This is a genomic window from Shewanella sp. S1-58-MNA-CIBAN-0166 (assembly GCF_040310085.1).
Taxonomy (GTDB): domain Bacteria; phylum Pseudomonadota; class Gammaproteobacteria; order Enterobacterales; family Shewanellaceae; genus Shewanella.
Genome location: NZ_JBEOPN010000001.1, coordinates 1 through 23,348, shown reverse-complemented (window position 1 = coordinate 23,348; position 23,348 = coordinate 1). Strand labels below are relative to the sequence as shown.

Below are 23,348 nucleotides of genomic sequence, written 5' to 3'. Positions count from 1 at the left end.
GATTATCATAGACTTTATATTAACTTTCTCAGTGGCCAGAAGGCAGACTTTCAGCCATAGTACTTGGAATTTAACTGTTAGTTATGATTGTATTATGGTCGTTATCAGTTAATGCTAGATATAGGCTAAATACACGTGTGTGACGACTCAGCCTCTCAAATAAGCCCAAAAAGGTAATGTGAACCATGACAACAGCAATAGAGTATTATTTTACGAGTCTTTCTCCTTATGCCTATTTAGGCCATAACACCTTTATCTCGTTGGCTGAACAGCACAAAGCTGCTATCAACTATAAGCCGATTAAACTGGCAAAATTATTTGCAGTATTAGGTGTGTTACCAGTAAAACAACGCCTGCAAGCTCGACAAGACTATCGCTTAATTGAGTTAGCTCGTTGGTCAACAAAGCGCAAATTGACCCTTAATCTACAGCCTGCTTTTTTCCCTGCAGACCCAAGTTTGGCCGACAGATGCATAATTGTGTTACAACAAGCTGGACAAGATGTCGGTGAATTTGTTGGTAATGTACTGGCAGCATGTTGGGCAAAAGATCAAAACATTGCTGATGAAGCGGTGATTAAGCAAATATTAACCTCACTCAATGTCGACGCCGACAGTGTTGTGCAGCAAGCATTGTCAGCCGAAATCGAAGTAATATACGAATCTAATACTGTAGATGCTATTGAAAAAGGCTTGTTGGGTGTGCCGACTTATGTGTATCAAAATGAGCCATTTTGGGGACAAGATAGACTCGATTTACTTAACGACAAGCTGGCTGGATAACGTTATTTAGGTGAGGTCTAAAATAAGGTTGCAGTGGTTATTTACTGCAACCTTTACCGGTGCCAATAGTAATGAACGTTCAAAAGTAAAAACCAATAATCAATTGCTGTTTACACGTATTAATTTGGTTTTTGTAGTCAATAACTTTACTTATAAATAGTCATCAGTTGGCAGCCATTATGGTTGAATGTTTTTACATCAACGTTTAATCACAATCCATTATTTCAACTTTGTAATACCTATTAGAACCGCAATAATACCACCCGCCATTCCAGCCCAGGCTTCAATAGGTGTATCACCACTTATGGCGCGGGTAAGTTGGGAGCTCGCTGCATCATAAATATTGTAGCCCCACAATGCTAAAAAAATACCCGCAATAACAAGTACAATCCCAATAATTTTATTATTCATGCTAACTCCAGACTTTGATGAGCTGATAGTTGATAGCTAATAGTTGATGATGTCACCGTTGATGACGTTTAGTTGACCATGTCGCAGTAGATAACCTGAAACTAACCAAACACATAACGGCTCTGTATACGAACGCTTCAGACCAACCTCTGGGTAAGACCGTTTCCGTCTATTTCATTTTTAGCCAAATGAAATAGACACAAGCTAACCTGTTATTTACCTGGCAGTCACTATAGTTTGACGTTATTTCTAATCTGTTCTATTCGCTCGCGGTTAACCCCAAAGTCAGACTCTCCGATACGAGAAGCGGATCTAACATGGATGGTTATTTTATCGGATGCTGTTGACGGAAAGTAAAACTCAACATCATCGACAAACCGCATTATCTGAGAGGTAAACTCTACTCGGATATAATCATCCTCAACCACGACGATATTCGCTCGTTCAGCAGTCTTTAATACGTGCAACAGTTTTGCCTGCGCCTGCTGGCGTGTGCCGACGAACTCAATCGGTTGTATCGCATGCTCTTCATCTGCAGCTGATTGTTGGCTACTGACACAATTTGGCGATTCAGGACATGGCATTAACTGGCCATCATTAATGCCTAAAGTAGGCACTGTGCCAGAACAACCCATTAACAGCGTCATGCTGAGTGTAATAATTGAAATCTGCTTGTACATTATTAATATCCTTTTATTTATTTTCACGGTGACCATAACTCAATACTCGGGTTATTTGCCATTTGTCGTCTACTTTACGCCAAACCATGACAAAGTCAGCTTTACCTTCACATTGGTTGGTTTTATTTTGACAAAAGATATGCACCCCTTCTGTAATCGCACCAAAATCTTTAATCGAGTGGACGTTAAAAGATCCTTCAACCAGCTTTCGGGTGTAATGACCACATGCATTGTTTTTAGTATTGGCAATCATGCTGTCACGGTCCCACGTTACCCCACCATTATCATGATAAAACTCGACATCAGCTGCAAAAAAGCTTGCGTGCTTATCTAGCTCTTGCAGATTTTGGCAATGGTTAAATGAGTCAAACACCGCAGTATCAAGCGCTTTCATTGTGTCAGCTAACACCATGTCATCAGACAATGAAGGTATTGAGAAAAAAGCTAATAAAACCAAGCAGATTTGTTTCATCGTTTCGATTCCTTATGTGCCAGTGAGAAAGTTAGTGAAAGTGCCGGATTTAGTGCCCCACTTCACAGCCATCATTGGCAGTTTGAAAGCCTTACCGTCGTTTTCTTTCTAAATTTTGGTAATTCGGTGGTGATTTTTAATCCGTTTTCTGTGGGGATATACAGTCTATTCAAAATATTGATTTGGCAATGTTCGTTAGCCAATAAATCAGACAATAACTCAACATTGAACCTAAAGAAAGCGCTTAAAAAATGACAATTAAAATCATGAGTATTTTACAGTGGGGGCGTAATAAAAAATTCACAGAAAATCAAACCATGAAGATAATAAAAACCGTTAACAAAGTCTAAAATATGTAGCACGTAGACTCCAATTTTTATGTAACAAGTTTGTGGTTCAATTTGTTTCGATGGTAATGTCACTTGTTACTAAAAATTGTGGGCAGATTTTGAATTGCTGCTCTATTCTTTAATTATCTTTTAATAGGTGGTAAATGATGTTTAAACCAAGACGAATTATTGATAATTTGGGGAATATTGCCACTTTTCATTACATCTCATCTTTGCTGTACAGAGCAATATCCTGCAAAGTTGATGATATGACGAGAGAAAATCTATTACATCGACAGAAGTGGCTTACTTTAAATTTTTTTCAGTTGGCTCTTAACTTTATTTATACAATATGTATTTCTGCATACTTGTTTATTGGTAGAAATCAACATTCAATAATATTTGTCTCGATAACTTTTATTGTATTAGGTTGTGGAAGTTCTAATGCTAATACGAGTTCAATACAAGCCCCTGTGGTGTTGTCAGACAGTTATTATAGTGACTTATATTCTTGGAATATAAGTGGTGGCCTAAAACAAACACGATTAGGCAGAGGGATCAACGTTGGCAATTACTTAGAGGCTCCTTTTGAGGGAGACTGGACTGGTGGTAAGGTCTTAATTGAAGATGACTTTAAAATAATTGCCAAAGCAGGTTTTAAAAATGTACGTATTCCAATTCGCTGGACTGCGCATGCAGATAAAACCTTTCCCTATACCATAGATTCTGTATTTATGAATCGTGTTAAAGAAGTTGTAGGTTGGGCGAATAACGCCGGTCTTAAAGCTATTATAAATGTACATCACTATAACGAATTGATGCGTGCTACTGACAATGACAAAATGTCGCATATTTTACGTTTAGAAGGTATTTGGAAACAAATTAATGAGCAACTTCCACTTTCTAAGTATTCTCGAACGGATCTAATTTTTGAACTATTAAACGAGCCGCAAGACAGTATTCACTACAATGATTGGAATGACATTATCGAACGTTTATTGACTGTCATTTGGGGCGATACAGATATTCCACAAAAAAATAATACCCAACGTATTGTTATGGTAGGTACTGCTTATTGGAATGTACCTGATACCTTACCTAAACTGTCATTGCCACACTATGCAAATCAATATAATACAATTATTACAGTGCACAATTACAAACCCTTTCATTTTACTCACCAAGGAGCTAAATGGGTTAATGGTTCAAAAAAGTGGATAGGAACGACTTGGTTAGGTACTGAGAGCGAAACCGCACCTTTAATCACTTTACTGGATAATATGACTCGTTGGAATTCTAAAGCTAATCGTAATTTTGAAATTTATTTGGGGGAGTTTGGCGTATATTCACGCTATGCGGATCCCAAGCAGCAAAAAGCTTGGACGGCTTTTATTGCTCGTGAAGCAGAAAAACGGAATATTAGCTGGGCATATTGGGAATACTCATCGAGTTTTGGTGTATACGATAATAAAGCTCAGCAGTGGCGACCACATTTAATAGAAGCATTAGTTCCAGTAAAATAATCTAGGCTGACCTAGAATATCGACTGGCGCAGTGGTAAATATTTCATTTGGGACTCAGCTAGAATTTTTTGCTAGGACCGTTGATAAGTATAAGTGCAGTACAACCGCTTATAGCGGTATATGAGTCGCATCTAAGGCTATGATAATAGTGAGCTATTAAATAGAAAAATAAGGCATAAAGCCTGCGGTGAGCAGACTATTATCTTAACTTGTCATGAATGTCTATATGAGCATACTATTAAGTCATATCTGTATTCAGTTTTGATATTCACTCGGGCATTGAGCTGATTGTTTAAAATCAATAGTGCTATTAACAAATAAAATACCTATTTCATCGATAAGCCAACGGTCATGCTCATAAATATATTTAATGTTAAATGACATTGGCATACTCTCATTGTCTAATCCATTAATTGATAAGTATCCAACTAATCCATCTATTTTTTCAAAGTGTTCAATCTGCTTAGACATATATTTTTTAAATAGTAATTGCTCAGATACGTGAGTCTCATTTATATTTAATTTTGTGAGTAAATTCTGACTAAAAATGTCAGGGCTTATCTGCAATAGATTGTCTTTATGGACACTATTTTTATAATGAAAGTAGTTCAAATACAATTGCTCTTCATTAGTCTTTATTGAACATGAAGACACTAAAAAAACTAAGCAAAAAATAATCAACTTCATATTATCTTCCCATTATACTCTGTAGTTCAGCCTCATAGGCTTTATGTCGGTCTTTAAGAGCTTTAGCTGCAGTACATAGTAAACCTGAACAAGAAGTGATTTGTGTCGTGTAGAAAGTTAATGATACACGTTTACTCGGTAATATGACGTATCCTCACAAAAATTTAGAAGCATTCATGGTATTTGAAGAATTAATCGTGGCTCCATTATTAATCTGCAATGCCTGATGGTACTTTTTCGTATTTATCTTGGATCTGGATGATGGATAGCTTGCTTGTAATAAATAGGAACCCAGACTATTGAGTTAAATAGTTAAATAGTTAAATAGTTAAATAGTTAAATAGTTAAATAGTCTTTTAAATTCATTTATTTGCAGAACTTTGCACCTTCAAAGTCTGCAATTGCTAACTAAGATTGACTTTATTCCTGAAGTTGAAAAAGTCAATAATTATGAGCCTTTAAACTTTTTTATATATACTTTTCAGCTGAATACTTTATGGATTATTCCTAATCTAATTGTAAAATATCCGAACTGCTTGTTTTCCAAGCTGATAGCTCAACAATAAACGCATTCAAAGACAACTGCTCACATTGGCTTCCACTCAAGGTATTGAAATAGTTTATCCCAATACTTGTTCTTACCAAAATATCCTTTTGCAAATAAAAAGAATGATATAAATCACCGTCAGAATTCAACTTTAAAGGGGTAATAGCTATTGGCCCTTTATCACCATAAATACCAAGATCTACTTTATTTAATTTTAAACAATGAAATTTTGTTGGAATACTTCCTATCTTTACATCAATTTGGTACATACCGTATATTTCACTTGCTTTAACTTGTATTTCTACATCGTAGCTTGCTGCATTTACTCTTGTTATATAAGTAGACTTATAATTACTTGGCCAAACGCAGACGCTAATTACGGCCAGAATAATAATCAAATACTTGATTGATATCATTTTAAATTTCCCCAACCAATAAAACCAAGCCATATATGGGCAATTAACATAATTCGTTTTCATTGCTTTGGTGATAGTTATGCTCAATGTACTCAATTCATCAATTTCAATAAAAATAGTTAAATAATTAGTGTTAAATTAGTAGTCTATTCAGCAGCGAACATTAATTTTTACAGCCATGTTTATTGTTATTTAAAAATTGGGAGAGATCTCAATGAGAGATTCTCCCGTTTATAACCATATCGCTAGACTAACCGTTTCGCGCAGTTCTTAACTTGCTCTTTCAAAAGGTCTGTTTCATCGAAAGCTGTTAAGCTTGGTCCTATTTCTTCGTATTTTATAATTGATATAGTTTACAAACATTTTTTGTCTCGATAGCAGCACTAGAATGATTAATAACATTTCAACGAACATTGTACCGCCAGATGAACCGCTTTTGTCAGAGTTATCAGGTGTTGGTATATCAGTCTCATCATCCCCATCGTTTCCACCAGTATCTGTATTACCTTCTTCCTCATCATCAGTTTTGATATTAATTGAAAATGGCACGCTAGATGTTGTTTCTGTGCCATCTGAAACAGTGACAATGATATTGTCTATATTTGTATTGAAATCTGCTGGGATTTGACCATGAATTTCTCCATTTTCAGAGTTAAACTTCACCCAGCTAGGTGTTTGGCTAATGGAGTATGTTAACTTATCCATGTCTTCATCCCATGCTCTGGTTGGAACATAAAGATACTGATTAGCTTCCAATGTCGGGCTATCAATATCTAACATGATGGGAGGCCTATTTTCATACGGTGTTTTACATTGATCACCGTGAACCACTTGAGAAACTAAGCAGCTTTGGTTTACAGTAAACATTTCGTAGCCATTTGGGTATGATTCATATCGGAAATAATAATGACCGTCAAAATATAAATTTTTCGAATCAAAAGTTGTTTCATTGTAAACATTTGGAATTTTTATAGTGTGCCAACGGTCATACTCAGGCATATATACTGCTAATTGAAGCAGTCCATCTAAAAGTGTAACGGGTAGAAATATCCAGCTCTTTGGGTCATTATCAAACGTGAATGGTGAAATAGACATAAACATATTGGAAATATTTAAACTACTCAGTTCAGTATTGGTATTATTTGAGAGCAAAGAAAATCTAAATTTTCCATCCTCTAATTTGAAATGGTACGCGCCCTTATTCGTATAAAACATAGAGGCTGAATTAAACTGAGAATAGTCATCATGTAAAATCGTCAAGTTGTTTGTGTTAAGATCTAAAGATTGCAACTTCGAAGTGTAACCATTAGCTCCATATAAATAGCTTGAGAATATTATTTTATTATCAAGATACTGTATATTTTGAGTGCTTTCATCTTCTTCAAGCGAATATAACTTTTCAGCTTTTTCAGTTTGGCAATCGAAAGAGTAAATGGAAAGTGTTTGCTTAGGAACATAATCTTGATTATATGTTGCTTTAAGGTAATAAAATTTAGCATTTTTATTATCTAAGTGATATACATCATAACTGCTGGATAGGAGACCTATTGATTGTTTAAGAGTATATTGACTGCCATTCCATTTGTTAAAATTCATTTTTGTTTCAGTATCATATGAATACTTCGGGGATACAACAAGTTGCCCACACTGATACACCGAATCAGCCTCTAAACCCAAATCACTAGTTGAGAAGGATTTACTTGATTGAGTATCAATAACTCTTAATTCATTAGCGCTAGCTTCTACAAACAATCTATTTTCATCTGTGAATAACAACTTATTTATCCAGCCACCAGGGATATCTCTTTCATAATTAAATACTTCACTCGTAGATTGAGCTGAGTTATCATATTTGTTTACTTTTCCATTTAACAAATAAAAGACATCGTTTTCCATGTTTGTTATAGCATTATTTCCGTATTTCGGGTAATCGGTAGGTAAGGTTTGGTTAATTACTTCCACCCCGTTTTCAACCGACATTTTAAAAAATACATGGTTTCCATTTATTTCATTAAAGTCTAATTTTTCTAAAGGTTTTATTTCTTCATCTAACCAGCCATAAGAAAAAATATGTGAATTATTTATACTAGAAAAACGAATGTCACTTGAAACTGTACGCGTACCTTTCTCTACGCTTGAAACATAGTCAAATGTTTTAGTGATATTGTTGAATATATGTAATCCATTACCATAACTAGCTTCTTTTAAGATTTTATCAACAAATAATTTATTGTCATGAACAAATGATTTAGAGATATAATTTATTTTGCTAAAAGAAGTATCCGAAAATGTCATTGTTTCTGGCGAGTAAGTTTTTATATGTTCACCATTATTAGCACAATAAAAATAAACTTCATCATCTGTTTGATTTATGTATCCCACTCGATTTTCATTAGGTGGTAATTTTATTTCTGATAACGTATTATCACTACTTAATGAAAAGAAATCATCTGGATTGTTAGAATGAGGATTGCTATTACCTTTTATTAATAGTTGGTCTTTTATATAGTATATTGATAAGTCGCCCCAATAATTTTCCACTTTATCTCTATAGATAAAATCTGATTTTTTAGTTTTATTGTTATATTTAAATAAATTATATGTGAGTTCCGATTCATTTAGTGAGCTTATGGCTAATTCTACAAAAAATGAAGCGTCATTGGTATGTATGATTTTCTTGGATAAAAACCATTTCTCACTCGCCTCGTATAAAGTATGCTTCTCACCTGTTTCAATATTTATTTTAATGAGTTTAGATTGTTCCCCTAATAAAGTAAGAGTAACAAACTCATCATGTTTGTTGGTGTCAGCAAAGTTATATCGGTCTTCGTCATCAGACTCATAAATTAACCTTGTTCCGTTTACTGTTCCATCTGAAATGTAAAGTTTACCTTCCAATATACAAACTACCGAAGATCCCCAAAGTGAGCACTCTCTTTGATTGTAAAAACGCTCTAAATTATGAAATTTATGGCTTTTTTTCGTTGTTATATCGAATAAATAGTTACCATCAGCTAGTGAGTAAAGGTAGTTGTCATTCCCGATTTTCAATATATTTTGAGGGATTTCAACAGGATCTTTAAACGTCCTAATACTTTCTTTTATTAATTCAAACTCGTTGAATATCCGAGTTCCTTGGGTTGTTCCATCCGTAACAAATATATCATTCGTTGGAAAAGGATTAAATAAAACTTCATCTTTACTTAGCTGATATGTATTGTTATTTACCTGTTGAATTGATGGGCAGTTAATGTATTTTGAACCATCCTCCCATAGCAATTGTGGTACGACCTCACCATGCTTTATTACCCAAGGCTGTAGCCCATTGTCATTACAAGCTTGTAAAAAAGTACCTGCTTTGACTCGAAAGTGATTAAAGTTTTCATAGTTTTGAAATCCAGTGCTTAAGTAATAGTGGTTTTTATTGAGGTCATAAGTTTTTACAAAGTTTTTATCATCAAGAGCTGAAACCTGAAAAGACAAAAGGGCAAGTATTAAATAAATCATTCTCATATCGATTCCTTCGATTAAAATTATTATTCCTGTATAGTGATTGTCGAAGTTTTTCTTTGTATCGACAAATTTCGACATAGTTTAATTAAGCTATGTTCAACAATCATTCGAGTCTACAAGTCGACTCAAAATTGTACAATAGTTGCTATTTTGTTAAAAGTGTTTTATTGAAAAAGTAACATAGTTATTATTTGTCTAAAGTACTAAAATTCAATACTTTTCGATTTTAATTGTCTTGCGGAGGGATAGCTTGCTTGTAATAAATAGGAACCCTGGTTTTAAAGTCCTATCTTTCGCCCAACAAAAAAGGCCCTGTATTTATCGATTTGGCATTTAGTCTTGAATCTTGCGGAGGGATAGCTTGCTTGTAATAAAGAGGAACCCTTGGGTTCAAAGCCCTATCTTTCGCCCAAACAAAAAGGCCTTATCTTTCGATAAGGCCTTTTTGTTTTTAATGTGGCGGAGGGATAGGGATTTGAACCCTAGAACGGGATAAACCGTTGCCGGTTTTCAAGACCGGTGCATTCGACCACTCTGCCATCCCTCCGAACGCGGTGAATAATAAGGGTATTAGAAAAAATGTAAAGCCTTGATGTGTTCGATGGCACAACAAATGTGCAAAATGACACAAAAAGGCTCACGTTTGCACAATATTTACCCTTTTTAATCTTTAAAGCGCTTTCATTGCAAGCTCGCCTCTCTTGTTGGCGAGTTGCCAATAAGAGAGGCTTATATCAACAATAATACTTAGTGTACTAAACCACGACGCTTTAATAGGGCGTCGGTTGATGGTTTTTTACCGGCAAAGTCGATGTAGCTTTGCATTAGATCTTGGCTATTACCTTTTGACAATACTGCGTCACGGTATTTTTGGCCGTTCTCTAAGGTTAATCCACCGTGAGCCATCATGTAAGCAAACGAGTCTGCAGCAAACACTTCGGTCCAAAGGTACGCATAGTAACCCGCTGAGTAACCGCCGCCGAAGCTGTGGCTAAAGTAAGTGGTTTTGTAGCGTGGTGCAATTGGGCCGTAGTCTAGGCCGTGTTTGGCTAGTGCTTGTTTCTCAAAGGCGGCAACATCGGTAATTTCGGTGCCAGCTGGAATTGAATGCCATTCCATATCAAGCAACGCTGCAGCTAAGTATTCAACTGTGCCAAAACCTTGGTTAAAGGTGTGTGCTTTTAACACTTTAGCTAATAACTCTGCAGGAATTGGCTCGCCCGTTTGGTAGTGTTTCGCATAGTTGGCTAGCACTTGTGGATCAACACTCCAGTCTTCGTTAGCTTGTGATGGAAACTCAACAAAGTCACGTGCAGTTTTGGTACCAGCTAAGCTTGGGTAGTTAACTTGCGAATATAAACCGTGAATGGCATGACCAAATTCGTGGAATAAGGTGCTCACTTCATCAAACGTTAACAGAGTAGGTTGACCTTCTGCTGGTTTAGGTACGTTAAGTGCGTTGTACACCACTGGCTTAGTATTTTGTAAGAATGACTGACTAACGTACTCATCCATCCATGCGCCGCCACGCTTACCAGGGCGGGCGTACATATCGAGATAGAACAAACCTAGTGAGCTGCCGTCTTTGTTAAAGATTTCATAACCAGTGACGTCTTTGTGCCACACAGGTAAGTCAGTACGAGGTTTTACGGTAATGCCGTACAGTTTTTCCATTGCGAAAAACAAGCCGTCGTTTAATACGGTATTCATTTCAAAATAAGGTTTAACCTGGCCGTCGTCTAAGTCATATTTGGCTTTACGCACTTTTTCTGCGTAGTAAGCCCAGTCCCATGGCTCTAAAGTAAAGTCTTTACCGTCTTTAACGATTTCGGCTTGAATGTCTGCCGCTTCTACTTTGGCTTTAACCAGTGCTTTTGGGGCTAAGTCGTCAAGAATGCCATAAACCGCTTCTGGGTTTTTGGCCATTTGGTCGCCTAGCGAGTATGCCGCCCATGTTGGGTAACCTAATAGTTTGGCTTTTTGTGCACGCAGTTGAGCAATTTTGATGTTTAACGGCGCGTTGGTGTCCATGGCGCGATATGCTGAGGTTTCCCATAGCTGTTTACGTATATCGCGGTTTTTAAGGCTAGAAAGCAATGGTTGAGTGGTGGTGTTCACTAAAGTGATCATGTAACCCGTTTTACCAGCAGCTTTAGCGGCAGCAGCTAATGATGCAATGTCGTTGTCTGATAAGCCGTCAAGTAGGGCTTTATCTTCAATTACGATCACGTCGTCATTAAATGACTTTAATACGTTTTGTGAGAAGCTGGTTTCAAATTTGGCTAGTTCACCGTTTAGCTCACGCATTGTTGTTTTGTCTGCGACTGATAATTCAGCACCGGCACGCACAAAACGGTCGTAATACACTTCAACTAAACGTAAGTCTTCGCCTGTTAATGTGGCTTTATTTTTATAAATCGCTTGGATACGAGCAAACAACTTTTCATCAAGATAGATGTTGTCTTGATGTGCCGTTAGCTTAGGCACAATTTGTTCTTCAACACTGATGAAGTTGTCGTCTGAGATAAGCCCTGACAGGTTGAAAAACACTCGTTGAGTACGGTCTAAAATCGCGCCGGTGTTTTCTAGTGCGACAATGGTATTGTCAAATGTGGCTGCTTCGCTGTTATTGGTGATAGCGGCGATTTCAGCTTTGTGATCTTTCATGCCTTGCTCAAATGCTGGCAAGTAGTCGCTGGCTGTTATTTTGTCGAACTGTGGTGCCATGTATTGTAAAGGGCTTGGTGTTAACAGTACGTTTTCGGCAGTTGCAGGCGCTTTAGTCATAGTTGTTGATGCATCTGTTGTGGTTTTGGCTGCCATGGCGGTGTCTGCTGATTGCTCTGAACACGCGCTGAGCATCAGTGCAGCACTAACTGCAGTCGTGATAAGTGTTTTACGCATTGAAATATCCTTGGGTCTTGGCCCTTTTAGGTGTTTTTATGCCTATTCAAAGTGTGTGGTGCGGCTGAATAGTGACAATAAAAACATAAAGTAATAACCCCAGTACAATACCAAGCCTGCGGCTTGCCGCAAAGGTTAATGGTATTAACTAAGATTAATTATTGTAACTAAAGTTGCCAATAGTGATGTTTGTTAGATTTTGCGGCATTCTGGCCGTAATTGTAGTGGTAATTTGCGGATATTCGCGTAGCTTAATAGCAATAGATAGCACGACGAGGGTGATAGATGAAAGCGGGTAAACACGATACAAAACTGCTCAAGCTCGCGATGGAGATTGGCATGGGATACGCGCAAAAGCGTGGTTTTGAAGATTTTGGCAAAGGCATTTCGCCAAAAGATAAAGTGGAATGTATTTATCGATTATTAGTGCAAGACAATTTAATCCAACCATTAGCCGAAGATAAAGATGATGGTCCGAATCGTAAACATAAATTGATATTGTGGATTAGTAAGCAACTGCCTAAAGAACATGAGTTATTGAACTAAGGTTACCAACCTACACCATAAATTAAGCCCAAATGAAATGGTATTTCATTTGGGCTTTTTGTTATTGATTTTAAAATATATTTCTCGTATTGGATCTAGTGCTGACGCTTACGTCCGTACCTATTTTCGTACCTATTTTCGTACCTATTTCCGTGTCTAGGTTCAGGATTAGATATTGAATTAGCGTGATTCAATTTCAACAATTTTTAAGCTTATCAACTGCTTTTGCCATTGCTGCTTATTCACACCCTCTACCCAAATAGTATCACTTTGGCGATGTTGACCATTACGCAGGTAAGTTTCTGGCATACGGAATATAGCTTCCCAGGCTTCAAGCTTTTCTGTTTTGAGCAATGCACCGTTGTCATTGTAAAAACTTACTTCAACTTCAACAACCGTGACATGTTCGTTACTGGTGCTGTCAAAATCGAACACTAAACCGAGTTTATCGCCTTTCCATTTTGTGTCTGCAAGGGCGATTTTAATGCCGTCTTTAGCCGTACTACCCAATAACTCTGGTTGTGCTAACGCCGCTGCAGTTAAGCGTGTGGTTGATACTTGAGTATTCATTGCTGGTGCAGTTGGCATGGCAACCGTTGGTGCTGCAACAGGTGTTGTTACTGCTGCTATTGACGCTGCAGATGCAATGGTCGGCTGTGTTACTACGTTTGCTTGCTTTGCGATGTCGGCTTTAGCGGCTTGCACTGGTTGGGTTACTGTTTCGGTAATGATGTATTCCCAAGTGAAGTCGTCTTTTAGACGAACATTGGCGCCATTTTCTAAGGTGATAACAGCAACATTGGCGGCCATAGCGGCTGGAGCAAGTAATAAAAATAGGGCTGATGCGATCGCATTAAGTTTGGTTTTCATCTATTCATCCTGATTGAAAGTCTTTAACACTTTGGCTCATTCTACGGACTTTTATAGTAGAAATGGAAATAAACTGTGGTTCGATATTCATATTTTGCCCCAGTATGTGATGGGGCAATATTTTATGCGTGTGTCGTTATTGTTAGGTGATGCATAAATTCATTTTAGAATGTTAATTTCAGGTTAATAATCATACTCATTTAAACGCTGTTTGTTGATGTCGATCAAATGCAGATACCTCTTTGTGAGTAACACTGAGCATGTTTCGAATACATAGAGGACGTGTGATGAAAATTTATTATTCAGTATTGATGTTATCTTCGGTTTTATTGCTGAGCGCTTGTGGCGGCAGTGATAGTACAACCGATGAAGTTAACCCTTTAGGACAATTCTCTTTAGGGGTGTCAGATGCCCCTATGGCGGGAGTGTCCCGGTTAGGGCTAGTGATGAATGAACTTGTTATGACGGACGCTGCGGGGGAAATACACCGTTATAGTTTACAACATATGGAGTTTAATTTGCTCGATTATCAGGGCATGAATAGGCATCTTGCTATTGATAATATCGATCTACCTGTTGGCCAATACCATAATGTCCACGTGACAATTGATCAGGGTGATGGCAATCAGGGTTGTTATGTTGAAGATGGCCAAGGCCGTCATAGTTTGCAAGTTGAAAATGGTTATTTGCCAATAGAAGATGTTGAGATTATAGCTAACCAACACCGTGTAATGACATTGGAAATTAACTTGTACCAAGGTCTGCTAATGGAGCAAGAACAATACCAATTACGTCATCGTGCAATGTGGTCAGTCGATAATAGTCAAATGGGCCATTTAATTGGAGAAGTTGATCCGCAATGGATTGCCAATTGCGAAACTGAGTATTCGGCTCTCACTCCTGTTGGCGGGGAATTTTATCATTTAGCTTATTTATATCCTGACAGTGTCAGCTCTATTGATCAAATGGCCGATATGGGAACAACACCTCCTGCAGGGCTAACGGCTCCACTGTCGGTGAGCCGATTGTTACAAACTACGGATGGAGATTGGTATTTTGCAATGGGCTATTTACCCGAAGGGAACTACCGCGTTGGTTATAGCTGTTTAGGTCATTTAGATGATCCAATCCTTGATGACATTAGCACCGGGCCATTTGTCATGTATGAAGATGCAGGCTCTATAGCGATTGAATCTGGCCCTCTTGGTGGACAACAAACGGTACATGAGTGTGGCAACGGCAATGGTGGGCATCATGAAGGCCATGGTGGACATGGTGGCTAGTACTGAGGTCAATTGAATTTATCCACCATTTGATTTGGTCAATCAACGAGAGTCAGTAAGACATACAATCAATGATGTCTTACTGACTCTAGCCACGTTATTTTCCCTGTATCCATGTTTATTATGTCGCGATAGATAATGATTTTAGCGCGCCATAACCTCCGTTTTCTCTCTCGATATGATCCAATAAAAAACCAATCAATATTAGCAATTGCTGAAGGTGATGTAGCTCATAAAATCTAACATTGGTGTCAAAAACGGGTTTTGATTTACAGAGTAAAGAGTAAACTCATCCTTAACATGTAAAATTTATACATGAATAATATTTGAGGAGTAGAGTTATGTTTTGTGTGCAATGTGAGCAAACCATTAGAACACCAGAAGGCAATGGCTGTAGCTACTCGCAAGGTATGTGCGGCAAGTTAGCGTCGACGTCTGATATTCAAGATTTATTAATCTTTATGCTGCAAGGCGTGTCGGCTTATGCAGTTAAAGCGCGTGAGTTTGGCATTGTAGACAACGACATTGACACTTTTGTGCCTAAAGCCTTTTTTGCCACGTTAACTAACGTAAACTTCGACGATGAACGCTTAATTGATTATGCCTACCAGGCACAAACCTATCGCGACCAATTAAAAGCGGCTTACATTGCTGCTTGTAAAGGCCAAGGTGTCGAGCCAGAAATGGTCAGCGGTCAAGGTGAGTTATTACTTGCTACATCAAAACCTGAGATTTTAGCCCAGGCGCCAATTGCACTGCTTAACGGCGGAGACGTAAATGAAGACATTTTAGGCTTACGTTTATTATGCCTATATGGTTTAAAAGGCGCAGCAGCTTATATGGAGCATGCTCGCGTATTAGATCAAACTGACGTTGATGTGGCTGCTGAGTTCCATAAAATCATGGCATTTTTAGGTGAAGATTCTGTTGATGCAGACAAGCTGTTTGCTACTGCAATGGAAATCGGCCAATTAAACTACCGCATCATGGCGATGTTAGATTTAGGCGAAACCACCTCTTTTGGCCATCCTGAGCCAACACAAGTGAATACCAAATCTGTTAAAGGTAAAGCGATTTTAGTGTCTGGTCACGACATGAAAGATCTAGAGCTTATTCTTGAGCAAACCGCAGGCAAGGGCATTAATGTCTTTACTCACGGCGAAATGTTACCAGCACTTGCTTACCCAGCATTTAAAAAATACGCGCATTTAGTCGGTAACTACGGCGGCGCTTGGCAGAATCAGCAAAAAGAATTTGCCACTTTCCCAGGTGCAGTAGTGATGACCTCAAACTGTATTATCGACCCTACAGTTGGTGAGTACTCTGACCGAATTTATACCCGCAGTATCGTAGGTTGGCCTGGTGTCACTCACGTTGAAGGTGATGATTTCAGCGAAGTGATTAACAAAGCCCTTGAACTTGAAGGTTTTGCTTATGATGAAATTCCCCACATGATCACCATCGGTTTTGCCCGTAACGCCTTAATGGCAGCAGCACCCACCGTAGTTGAAAACGTTAAAAATGGTTCTATTAAGCACTTCTTCTTAATTGGTGGTTGTGATGGCGACAAATTAGAGCGCAATTACTTTACTGACTTAGCTAAGTCTGTGCCTGATGATTCAATTATTTTGACCTTAGGTTGCGGTAAGTACAAGTTCAATAAATTAGACTTTGGTGACATCAATGGTGTGCCACGTTTACTTGATGTGGGCCAATGTAACGATGCCTATTCAGCTATTCAGTTAGCGTTAGCGTTAAAAGATATTTTTGAGTGTGACCTTAATGATTTGCCGCTGAGCCTAGTGTTGTCGTGGTTTGAGCAAAAAGCGATTGTAGTGTTGTTAACCTTGTTATCACTTGGGGTGAAAAACATCCGTACAGGACCTACTGCGCCAGCATTTTTATCTGAAAATCTAATGAATATTTTAGAGCAACAGTTTGGTTTGCGTGGCACTACCGATGTTGAGTCAGACTTAAAAGCAATGATGAACGTGGCGTAATTAGCCATAAAAATCGTGCATTTATGTTACACGTATTTGCACGATAACGATTAAAGGCGATATGAGATTTTCATATCGCTAACTGTATTTTTTACTGCGTTAAGGTATCAAAATGAGTAGTACTCCCTCAGTTGGTTTTTCATTTTCACAAGCGCTTTCTGCCCAAGTGGCTAAAAAGGTGACTCCTGTTAGCGAGGCCCCCGTTATCGAGACCACGCCAACGGTTGAACCCGCTGCACTGGCAACCCCGAAAGCACTTTTGGCAGCTGATAACTGGCAACGAGGCGAGGTACAGCTTTGCTGTGTTGAAAAATGGAATGAAACCCATGATGTGGTCAGTTTCCGCTTTCAGGGACTCACACCGGTGAAATTTAATTTTAAACCGGGGCAGTTTATTACCTTTAAATTAGATATTAATGGCGACAAGGTTTACCGCAGTTACACTATTTCATCGTCACCTTCACGACCATTTTCATTAGTGGTCACGATTAAAAAAATCGCTGGTGGCGTGGTGTCTAATTACTTAACTGAGTCGCTCAATGTTGGCGATGAAGTGACGGTTACTGGCCCTGATGGGATATTTAACTTGGTCGACATTGAGGCCGATAAATACTTATTCTTAAGCGCGGGTTGCGGCGTAACACCAATGCATTCTATGTCGCGCTGGCTTTGCGATACCACTACCGACAGCGATATTGCCTTTGTACACAGTGCCAAAACTGTCGATGACATTATGTTTGCTAATTCAATGGCGTCGATGGCATCATGCAGCCAACATTTCAATCTCAATTATGTATTAGAGTCTGACGGCAATAAGCAAAATTTGACTGATAAGCATGCCTCTACAGGTTGTGAAAGTGGTCGCTTAAGTTTAGAAACCTTAGTTAAGTTAGTGCCAGATTATCAACAGCGTACCGTATTTGTGTGCGGACCTGAGCCATACATGGCGGCGGTAAAGTTAATGCTTGAAGCTGCCGAATTTGATATGAGTCAGTTCAATCAAGAAAGCTTTGGTGCGAGTAGTGCCATGGGATTGAAAGCTGCGTTGGAAAGTAATCCATCAACCGAGCAGTTTATGCTGAGTATTGGTGATAATCAGGTGCAGCTAACTGGCGACCAAAGCCTACTTGATGGCATAGAGTCAGCAAAATTACCGATTATTGCCGCATGTCGTTCAGGCGTATGCGGTGCGTGTAAATGTCAGGTTGTTTCAGGCACCACTGTGTCGTCTAGCAAAATGGCGTTAACGGCTGACGAAATTGCAGCAGGCTTTGTATTGGCGTGTTCAACCCAAATGACCTCAGATGTGCGCTTACAAATGTGATATGTCTTACCGTATACATATAAGCCGACTTTGTAACGGTCGGCTTATACGGTACTCGTTGAGTGCGAAACTATTGCGATACCATTTGCGACACATGCAGTAGATTAAAATAGTGGTGTCATTGAGGGGATTAAGTATTGCTGGGCAAACTCATTGGCATCTACCGGTTTTCCCAGATGATAACCCTGCCATATGTCAGCCCCTTGCTTAGCCACAAAATCGGCTTGAAATTGATTTTCCACCCCTTCTGCCACTAACGACAACTGTAAGTTATTTGCCATGGCGATAATGGTGTTAACTAACTGTCGGCTCTGTTCTGAAGTATCAAGATTACGAATAAAGCTGCGATCAATTTTGACTGAGTTAAACGGATAGTATTGCAAGTAACTGAGTGACGAATAACCGGTACCAAAATCATCTAACGACAAACGGATCCCATGCTGATTTAACTTGCTCAATACTTCCTGGGCATATGCTGCATCGTGGATTAACGCATTTTCAGTTAGCTCAATCTCAAGCAAATGGCCGGGTATGTTGTATAACTCAAGCAAGCTAACAATCTTATCGACTAAGTAACTGTCTTTTAGTTGTATGGGTGACATATTGATTGCCAGATAAAAATCGCGATTATATAGCTCACGCCAGTAAGCTAATTGTTTCAGAGCGCTTCTTAATACAAAATAACCTATTTCAATGATTTTGCCTGAATGTTCTGCAATTTCAATAAATTCAGCCGGCGAAACTTGGCCTAAAGTTGGGTTGTTCCATCTTATAAGCACTTCAGCGCCAACAACACTTTTGCTTTGAGTGCTTACAAATGGCTGGTAATGCAATGACAATTCATCGCGTTTAAGTGCGCCTCTTAATAATGATTCCATTTGTATGCGACTAGACAGTTCGGATTCCATTTTTTGGTTAAAGAACTTATAGCTATTGTTATTACCCATTTCACAATGTGATAGCGCGGCGCTGGATTTTCTTGATAGGTCCATAAATCCACTACCATCGTTGGGGTAAAATGCGACTCCCATAGCAGTAGTAATGGATAGCGGTAATTCATCGACATAAATATCTTGGCTAAAGTGCTGACATAAGCGACTGCAAAAAGTCGCCATCTTATCGCCATATAGTTGTTTCTTGGTGGAGATGACGATACAGAAGGTCGTATCACTGACAATGGCAAGATAAGTATTATTGGGTATAAAATGTTGTAGTTTTTGCGCGACCACATTACGTACTTTTTCAGTGATGTCATAACCTAAACCGTCTTGAATGACTTTTAAGTTGGTGATGCTGAAATGGGTTACCGAAATACAGGTTAAGGCGTCGCTTTTCGTCAGGTTGTTAAACACTGTTTCGAGTTGACTAAATTTAGGCAAGCCAGTGACGCTGTCGAAACGTTGTTGAATATCCAATAGTTTTTCCGCGGCGATGCGTGAATCGATTTCTTGCATTAAATTGCTGTTAAGCTGCTCTAAGTCTGATGTGCGCTGCGCAATACGAGTTTCTAACTGTAAATTGGCTTGAGCCAGCTTTTCTTTTTGGTAGAGTATTTCTAGATTACTTTCAACATTTTGACGAAAACAATCTAACAGCAAAATAAGATCATCGGAGTAGCTATTTGCTTTTTGGTCTAGTATGCAAATGGTGCCAAAGGGCTCTCCATCAGGCCAGTTGAGTGGTACGCCATAATAAGAAACCATACCAAATTCAAGCTCAGGATTTTGACTCCAGCGAGGATCTTCTAGGGCATTTTTGACATGTAATTCTGTTTGCTGCTCAATCACTGATTCGCAATATAAACTATGTCCCAGCATGTCTTTCATCCCGGGGGCATATGGGCTGTTGGCATTATGATTGGCGACAAACACTTCCATTTCATCAGTGTGAAGTTTCATAATTAACGATGCAGGCACTTGAGCGACTTTGGCAATCAGATCAACTGTTTTTTGCCAAGACTTCAGCATTTCAGGGGTTATCGCAATCGTATTATTTTTCAAAAGTGTAATTACCTCTTATTTTATTGTGTTGTTACTCAATAAACAGGCTGTTTGTATGTGAAGAAATACGGTAACAGGCCACCAGTCTGTAATGGGTGAGTTCGAGATAATTAACATCTAAACTTTATGGGATCTAAATTTATTGCATATAACTAATTGATATTATTATTCTTTATAAAACAATTCGTTATATTGGCACGGCGTCATGGTTCAATGATGTAACCTGAAGTCTTGAATGAAGGAAAAATACTGGTTGGGTAATTTCAGAGAGTCCATTGTGATACTACATACCGGCTTAAGTGTTGTAGCTGCTCTTTCATCCATGAATATCGTATCGATTTCTTGCAATACACTAATACAACCTAACACATATGCAGTCTCTATGTTGGTCATTAATATTGTTTTGTTATTTACTCGGCTATAGGCGAGTGATATGGCTTAGTGTGAGCTTTATGGTATTTAACTTTTTATGTAAGCATTTGATTAAAAAATAATTTATATTTTATTGCTGAAAACGTTTAATACTATTATCAGCGGTACTAATTTTATAAGGTCAATTTGATTTCGGTACATGAAACTAAGCTAATGTTAAGCCAGCACGATAGAGCCAGCTTTAATGAAAAAGCAGCATGTCAGTTTTTGGCTTGCTGTTTTTTTAGATTTAGATGTTGAGATAGATTTAGTGCTTAGATTTAGAGCTTAGATTTAGAGCTTAGATTTAGAGCTTAGATTTAGAGCTTAGATTTAGAGCTTAGATTTAGAGCTTAGCGTTAGTACTTATATAAGTGCTCGTTAGTTGCCGTTCAATAACATGACATAACGATTAAAAGTAAATTCATCTCGTTGGAATTGAGAATGAAATGTCATGCCTAACTTTGTGGCCACGTTGATCGAGCCGCTATTGGCATCGACAACATCGGCATAGACGATGTCTAAATCCATGTGTTGTTTGGCATACTCGATACAGGCTAGGTTGGCTTCTGTCGCTAAACCAATGCCCCAGTAATCCGGGTGTAAGCGATAGCCAATATCGACGGCATTAATACGAGTTTCATTTTTAAAACCGCAAAACCCAATCACAGTATTGGTCTCTTTAAGTACCACAGCCCAACGGCCAAAACCGTATTGCTGATATTCAGCTAACCAAATATTGGTAATGATATTTTCGGCGTCGGGTAATGTTGTGCACATTCCAGCGTCACCGGTATAGAGGCTGACTTGTTCTGGAGTATTGAAGTGTAATACGGCTGGCGCGTCATCAAAGGTAAATTCTCTTATAATTAACCTTGGTGTTTCAGTAATGATTGTCATTGATTTCCTTTATTATTATTTCTCTGACCACAATGACTTAATCACTGTGCCACTACTAACATTATCCCTTAACTTGCGGTTACCTAAAACCCATTACAAAGTGGCTTAAGCTTATGGTAGGTTAACATACTCAAATCCCGACAATTAAGAATAATAATATGACCTGCTTACGTGTTGCGTACCCCTTATTGGCGTTAGTGTTTTCAGCTTCGTCGTTATCATTTACTGCTAGTGCGAGCGATCTTGATCTCTCTGTAAGTAAAGCATTACCAAAGCTTGAGCAACTATATCTACACCTGCATCAACACCCTGAATTGTCATATCAAGAAAAAGCCACTAGCCAACGCATGGCGCAAGAACTCAAGCAATTAGGCTTTGAGGTTACTGCTAATTTTGGCGGTTATGGTGTGGTCGGTATTGTCAAAAACGGTAAAGGGCCCGTGGTGATGATCCGTGCAGATATTGATGGCTTGCCTATTATTGAACAAACGGGAAAAGAGTACGCCTCGACCGTGACAACCCTTAATGCGGACAACAGTACCGTTGGTATTATGCATGGTTGCGGCCACGATATTCACATGACCAGTTTAATTGGTACTGCACAGCAACTGATGCTTCACAAAGCCGACTGGCAAGGTACTTTGATGATGGTGGCTCAACCCGCAGAAGAAGTCGGTGGCGGCGCCAAAGCCATGCTAAAACAGGGGTTGTTTAGCCAGTTCCCAACACCAGACAGCATTATTGGTTTGCATGTGAGTGCGTCAATTCCTGCAGGCAAAGTCGGCACCGTAAGTGGTTATGCCTTGGCGAATGTTGATTCGGTTGATATTACCATTAAGGGCAAAGGTGGCCATGGTGCTTATCCGCACGTCACTATCGATCCTGTGGTACTTGCTGCGCGCACAGTGCTTGCACTGCAAACCATTGTTAGCCGAGAAGTCTCGCCGTTAGAGCCTAATGTGGTTACTGTTGGCGCTATTCATGGCGGCTCAAAGCACAATATTATTTCAGATGAAGTGAAGCTTCAGCTAACCTTGCGTTCATATAACCCTAAGGTTCGTGAGCAGCAAATCGCGGCGATTAAACGTATTACTACCGGTATCGCGATTAGTGCAGGCTTGCCAGATGACCTCATGCCAGTGGTGTATGTGCATGATGATGAAACCATTCCATCAACCTATAACGATCCCACGTTAGCCGCTAAGGTTAAAGCCAGTATTGAAGCCGAATTAGGCAGCGATAATGTGCTGGTGGCACCACCGGTAATGGCTGGCGAAGATTTTGGTTTATATGGGCTCACTGCAGAGAAACGTCCGATTACTTTATTTTGGCTGGGCGGGGTAGAACCTAGCCAGTATCAAGCGAGTGTTGAGTCTGGCGATACCTTGCCGTCTTTGCATTCTAGTCAGTTTGCGCCAGATTATTCGTTAACTATCCGCACTGGGGTTAGGGCTATGACAAAATCCGCGATGGATTTATTTAATTAACCAGCGCAATAAACTTGAACGTTTACATTCAAGTCAGTTTGCACCCGGTTATCTATGCCGTTAACTATTCGCACTGGGGTTAGGGCTATGACAAAATCCGCGATGGATTTATTTAATCAACCAGCGCAATAAACTTGAACGTTTACATTCAAGTCAGTTTGCACCCGGTTATCTATGCCGTTAACCATTCGCACTGGGGTTAGGGCTATGACAAAATCCGCGATGGATTTATTTAATCAACCAGCGCAATAAACTTGAACGTT

General features: G+C 38.9%; 17 protein-coding genes and 1 tRNA gene. 7 read left to right on the top strand and 11 right to left on the bottom strand.

The genetic code is table 11. The annotated features are described in order from the left end of the window. Positions 1–185 precede the first annotated feature (185 nt). On the top strand, positions 186–782 hold the full coding sequence (locus AAEY99_RS00090) for a 2-hydroxychromene-2-carboxylate isomerase (RefSeq protein ID WP_351008406.1): 597 nt from the start codon (positions 186–188) through the stop codon (positions 780–782). A 219-nt stretch (positions 783–1,001) separates the two neighbouring features. On the opposite strand, the gene AAEY99_RS00085 is transcribed toward AAEY99_RS00090, so the two are convergent. The 3 genes from AAEY99_RS00085 to AAEY99_RS00075 form a co-directional block, all read right to left on the bottom strand. Further along, positions 1,002–1,193, bottom strand: a complete 192-nt coding sequence (locus AAEY99_RS00085; protein ID WP_101085056.1) for a DUF3185 family protein — start codon at positions 1,191–1,193, stop codon at positions 1,002–1,004. Positions 1,194–1,423: 230 nt separating this feature from the next. Beyond that, a complete protein-coding gene (locus AAEY99_RS00080; protein WP_162023977.1) occupies positions 1,424–1,873 on the bottom strand; it encodes a DUF1499 domain-containing protein in 450 nt (149 codons plus the stop codon). A gap of 13 nt (positions 1,874–1,886) precedes the next feature. Next, positions 1,887–2,345, bottom strand: coding sequence for a nuclear transport factor 2 family protein (locus tag AAEY99_RS00075; RefSeq protein WP_351008402.1), 459 nt, complete (start codon positions 2,343–2,345; stop codon positions 1,887–1,889). Between the two features lie 493 nt (positions 2,346–2,838). On the opposite strand from AAEY99_RS00075, the gene AAEY99_RS00070 reads away from it, so the two are divergent. Then, positions 2,839–4,197 carry a glycoside hydrolase family 5 protein gene (locus AAEY99_RS00070; RefSeq protein ID WP_351008399.1) on the top strand — a complete coding sequence of 453 codons (1,359 nt, stop codon included), beginning with the start codon at positions 2,839–2,841 and terminating at the stop codon, positions 4,195–4,197. 255 nt (positions 4,198–4,452) lie between these two features. On the opposite strand, the gene AAEY99_RS00065 is transcribed toward AAEY99_RS00070, so the two are convergent. The 5 genes from AAEY99_RS00065 to AAEY99_RS00045 form a co-directional block, all read right to left on the bottom strand. Further along, the gene (locus tag AAEY99_RS00065; RefSeq protein ID WP_351008396.1) at positions 4,453–4,884 is read right to left on the bottom strand and encodes a hypothetical protein; all 432 of its coding nucleotides are present in this window, start codon (positions 4,882–4,884) and stop codon (positions 4,453–4,455) included. A gap of 507 nt (positions 4,885–5,391) precedes the next feature. Continuing rightward, complete coding sequence (locus AAEY99_RS00060) at positions 5,392–5,847, bottom strand: hypothetical protein (protein WP_351008394.1); 456 nt, start codon at positions 5,845–5,847, stop codon at positions 5,392–5,394. A 297-nt stretch (positions 5,848–6,144) separates the two neighbouring features. Beyond that, entirely contained in the window at positions 6,145–9,360 is a 3,216-nt protein-coding gene (locus AAEY99_RS00055; RefSeq protein ID WP_351008391.1) for a putative Ig domain-containing protein, read from the bottom strand. 457 nt (positions 9,361–9,817) lie between these two features. Then, a tRNA-Ser gene (locus tag AAEY99_RS00050) sits at positions 9,818–9,907 on the bottom strand. Positions 9,908–10,107: 200 nt separating this feature from the next. After that, entirely contained in the window at positions 10,108–12,264 is a 2,157-nt protein-coding gene (locus tag AAEY99_RS00045) for a M3 family metallopeptidase (RefSeq protein ID WP_192114116.1), read from the bottom strand. A gap of 285 nt (positions 12,265–12,549) precedes the next feature. On the opposite strand from AAEY99_RS00045, the gene AAEY99_RS00040 reads away from it, so the two are divergent. Then, complete coding sequence (locus tag AAEY99_RS00040; protein ID WP_011639029.1) at positions 12,550–12,810, top strand: DUF5062 family protein; 261 nt, start codon at positions 12,550–12,552, stop codon at positions 12,808–12,810. Positions 12,811–12,990: 180 nt separating this feature from the next. Here the strand turns inward: AAEY99_RS00040 and AAEY99_RS00035 are convergent, their stop codons facing one another. Continuing rightward, complete coding sequence (locus tag AAEY99_RS00035; protein WP_335691283.1) at positions 12,991–13,680, bottom strand: DUF3157 family protein; 690 nt, start codon at positions 13,678–13,680, stop codon at positions 12,991–12,993. 287 nt (positions 13,681–13,967) lie between these two features. On the opposite strand from AAEY99_RS00035, the gene AAEY99_RS00030 reads away from it, so the two are divergent. The 3 genes from AAEY99_RS00030 to AAEY99_RS00020 all read left to right on the top strand — a co-directional run bounded on the left by AAEY99_RS00030 (position 13,968) and on the right by AAEY99_RS00020 (position 18,287). After that, positions 13,968–14,963 carry a DUF4382 domain-containing protein gene (locus AAEY99_RS00030; protein WP_351008388.1) on the top strand — a complete coding sequence of 332 codons (996 nt, stop codon included), beginning with the start codon at positions 13,968–13,970 and terminating at the stop codon, positions 14,961–14,963. A 341-nt stretch (positions 14,964–15,304) separates the two neighbouring features. After that, complete coding sequence (hcp, locus tag AAEY99_RS00025; RefSeq protein WP_351008386.1) at positions 15,305–16,963, top strand: hydroxylamine reductase; 1,659 nt, start codon at positions 15,305–15,307, stop codon at positions 16,961–16,963. A gap of 112 nt (positions 16,964–17,075) precedes the next feature. Beyond that, entirely contained in the window at positions 17,076–18,287 is a 1,212-nt protein-coding gene (locus AAEY99_RS00020; RefSeq protein WP_192114119.1) for an FAD-binding oxidoreductase, read from the top strand. Positions 18,288–18,391: 104 nt separating this feature from the next. On the opposite strand, the gene AAEY99_RS00015 is transcribed toward AAEY99_RS00020, so the two are convergent. Further along, on the bottom strand, positions 18,392–20,287 hold the full coding sequence (locus tag AAEY99_RS00015; RefSeq protein ID WP_192114120.1) for a sensor domain-containing phosphodiesterase: 1,896 nt from the start codon (positions 20,285–20,287) through the stop codon (positions 18,392–18,394). Between the two features lie 792 nt (positions 20,288–21,079). Beyond that, positions 21,080–21,598 (bottom strand): GNAT family N-acetyltransferase, encoded by a 519-nt coding sequence (locus AAEY99_RS00010; RefSeq protein ID WP_351008383.1) that lies wholly within the window; start codon positions 21,596–21,598, stop codon positions 21,080–21,082. A 158-nt stretch (positions 21,599–21,756) separates the two neighbouring features. Between AAEY99_RS00010 and AAEY99_RS00005 the strand changes: the two genes are divergently transcribed. Further along, entirely contained in the window at positions 21,757–23,085 is a 1,329-nt protein-coding gene (locus tag AAEY99_RS00005; RefSeq protein ID WP_351008381.1) for a M20 metallopeptidase family protein, read from the top strand. The last annotated feature ends 263 nt before the right edge of the window (positions 23,086–23,348 follow it).

What these genes read in the sequence shown, in the direction of transcription:
- AAEY99_RS00035 (WP_335691283.1), bottom strand. Translation starts at nt 13,680, where the DNA reads ATGAAAACCAAACTTAATGCGATCGCATCAGCCCTATTTTTATTACTT.
- AAEY99_RS00075 (WP_351008402.1), bottom strand. Translation starts at nt 2,345, where the DNA reads ATGAAACAAATCTGCTTGGTTTTATTAGCTTTTTTCTCAATACCTTCA.
- AAEY99_RS00010 (WP_351008383.1), bottom strand. Translation starts at nt 21,598, where the DNA reads ATGACAATCATTACTGAAACACCAAGGTTAATTATAAGAGAATTTACC.
- AAEY99_RS00045 (WP_192114116.1), bottom strand. Translation starts at nt 12,264, where the DNA reads ATGCGTAAAACACTTATCACGACTGCAGTTAGTGCTGCACTGATGCTC.
- AAEY99_RS00065 (WP_351008396.1), bottom strand. Translation starts at nt 4,884, where the DNA reads ATGAAGTTGATTATTTTTTGCTTAGTTTTTTTAGTGTCTTCATGTTCA.
- AAEY99_RS00030 (WP_351008388.1), top strand. Translation starts at nt 13,968, where the DNA reads ATGAAAATTTATTATTCAGTATTGATGTTATCTTCGGTTTTATTGCTG.
- AAEY99_RS00060 (WP_351008394.1), bottom strand. Translation starts at nt 5,847, where the DNA reads ATGATATCAATCAAGTATTTGATTATTATTCTGGCCGTAATTAGCGTC.
- AAEY99_RS00005 (WP_351008381.1), top strand. Translation starts at nt 21,757, where the DNA reads ATGACCTGCTTACGTGTTGCGTACCCCTTATTGGCGTTAGTGTTTTCA.
- AAEY99_RS00085 (WP_101085056.1), bottom strand. Translation starts at nt 1,193, where the DNA reads ATGAATAATAAAATTATTGGGATTGTACTTGTTATTGCGGGTATTTTT.
- AAEY99_RS00055 (WP_351008391.1), bottom strand. Translation starts at nt 9,360, where the DNA reads ATGAGAATGATTTATTTAATACTTGCCCTTTTGTCTTTTCAGGTTTCA.
- hcp (WP_351008386.1), top strand. Translation starts at nt 15,305, where the DNA reads ATGTTTTGTGTGCAATGTGAGCAAACCATTAGAACACCAGAAGGCAAT.
- AAEY99_RS00040 (WP_011639029.1), top strand. Translation starts at nt 12,550, where the DNA reads ATGAAAGCGGGTAAACACGATACAAAACTGCTCAAGCTCGCGATGGAG.
- AAEY99_RS00080 (WP_162023977.1), bottom strand. Translation starts at nt 1,873, where the DNA reads ATGTACAAGCAGATTTCAATTATTACACTCAGCATGACGCTGTTAATG.
- AAEY99_RS00090 (WP_351008406.1), top strand. Translation starts at nt 186, where the DNA reads ATGACAACAGCAATAGAGTATTATTTTACGAGTCTTTCTCCTTATGCC.
- AAEY99_RS00070 (WP_351008399.1), top strand. Translation starts at nt 2,839, where the DNA reads ATGATGTTTAAACCAAGACGAATTATTGATAATTTGGGGAATATTGCC.
- AAEY99_RS00020 (WP_192114119.1), top strand. Translation starts at nt 17,076, where the DNA reads ATGAGTAGTACTCCCTCAGTTGGTTTTTCATTTTCACAAGCGCTTTCT.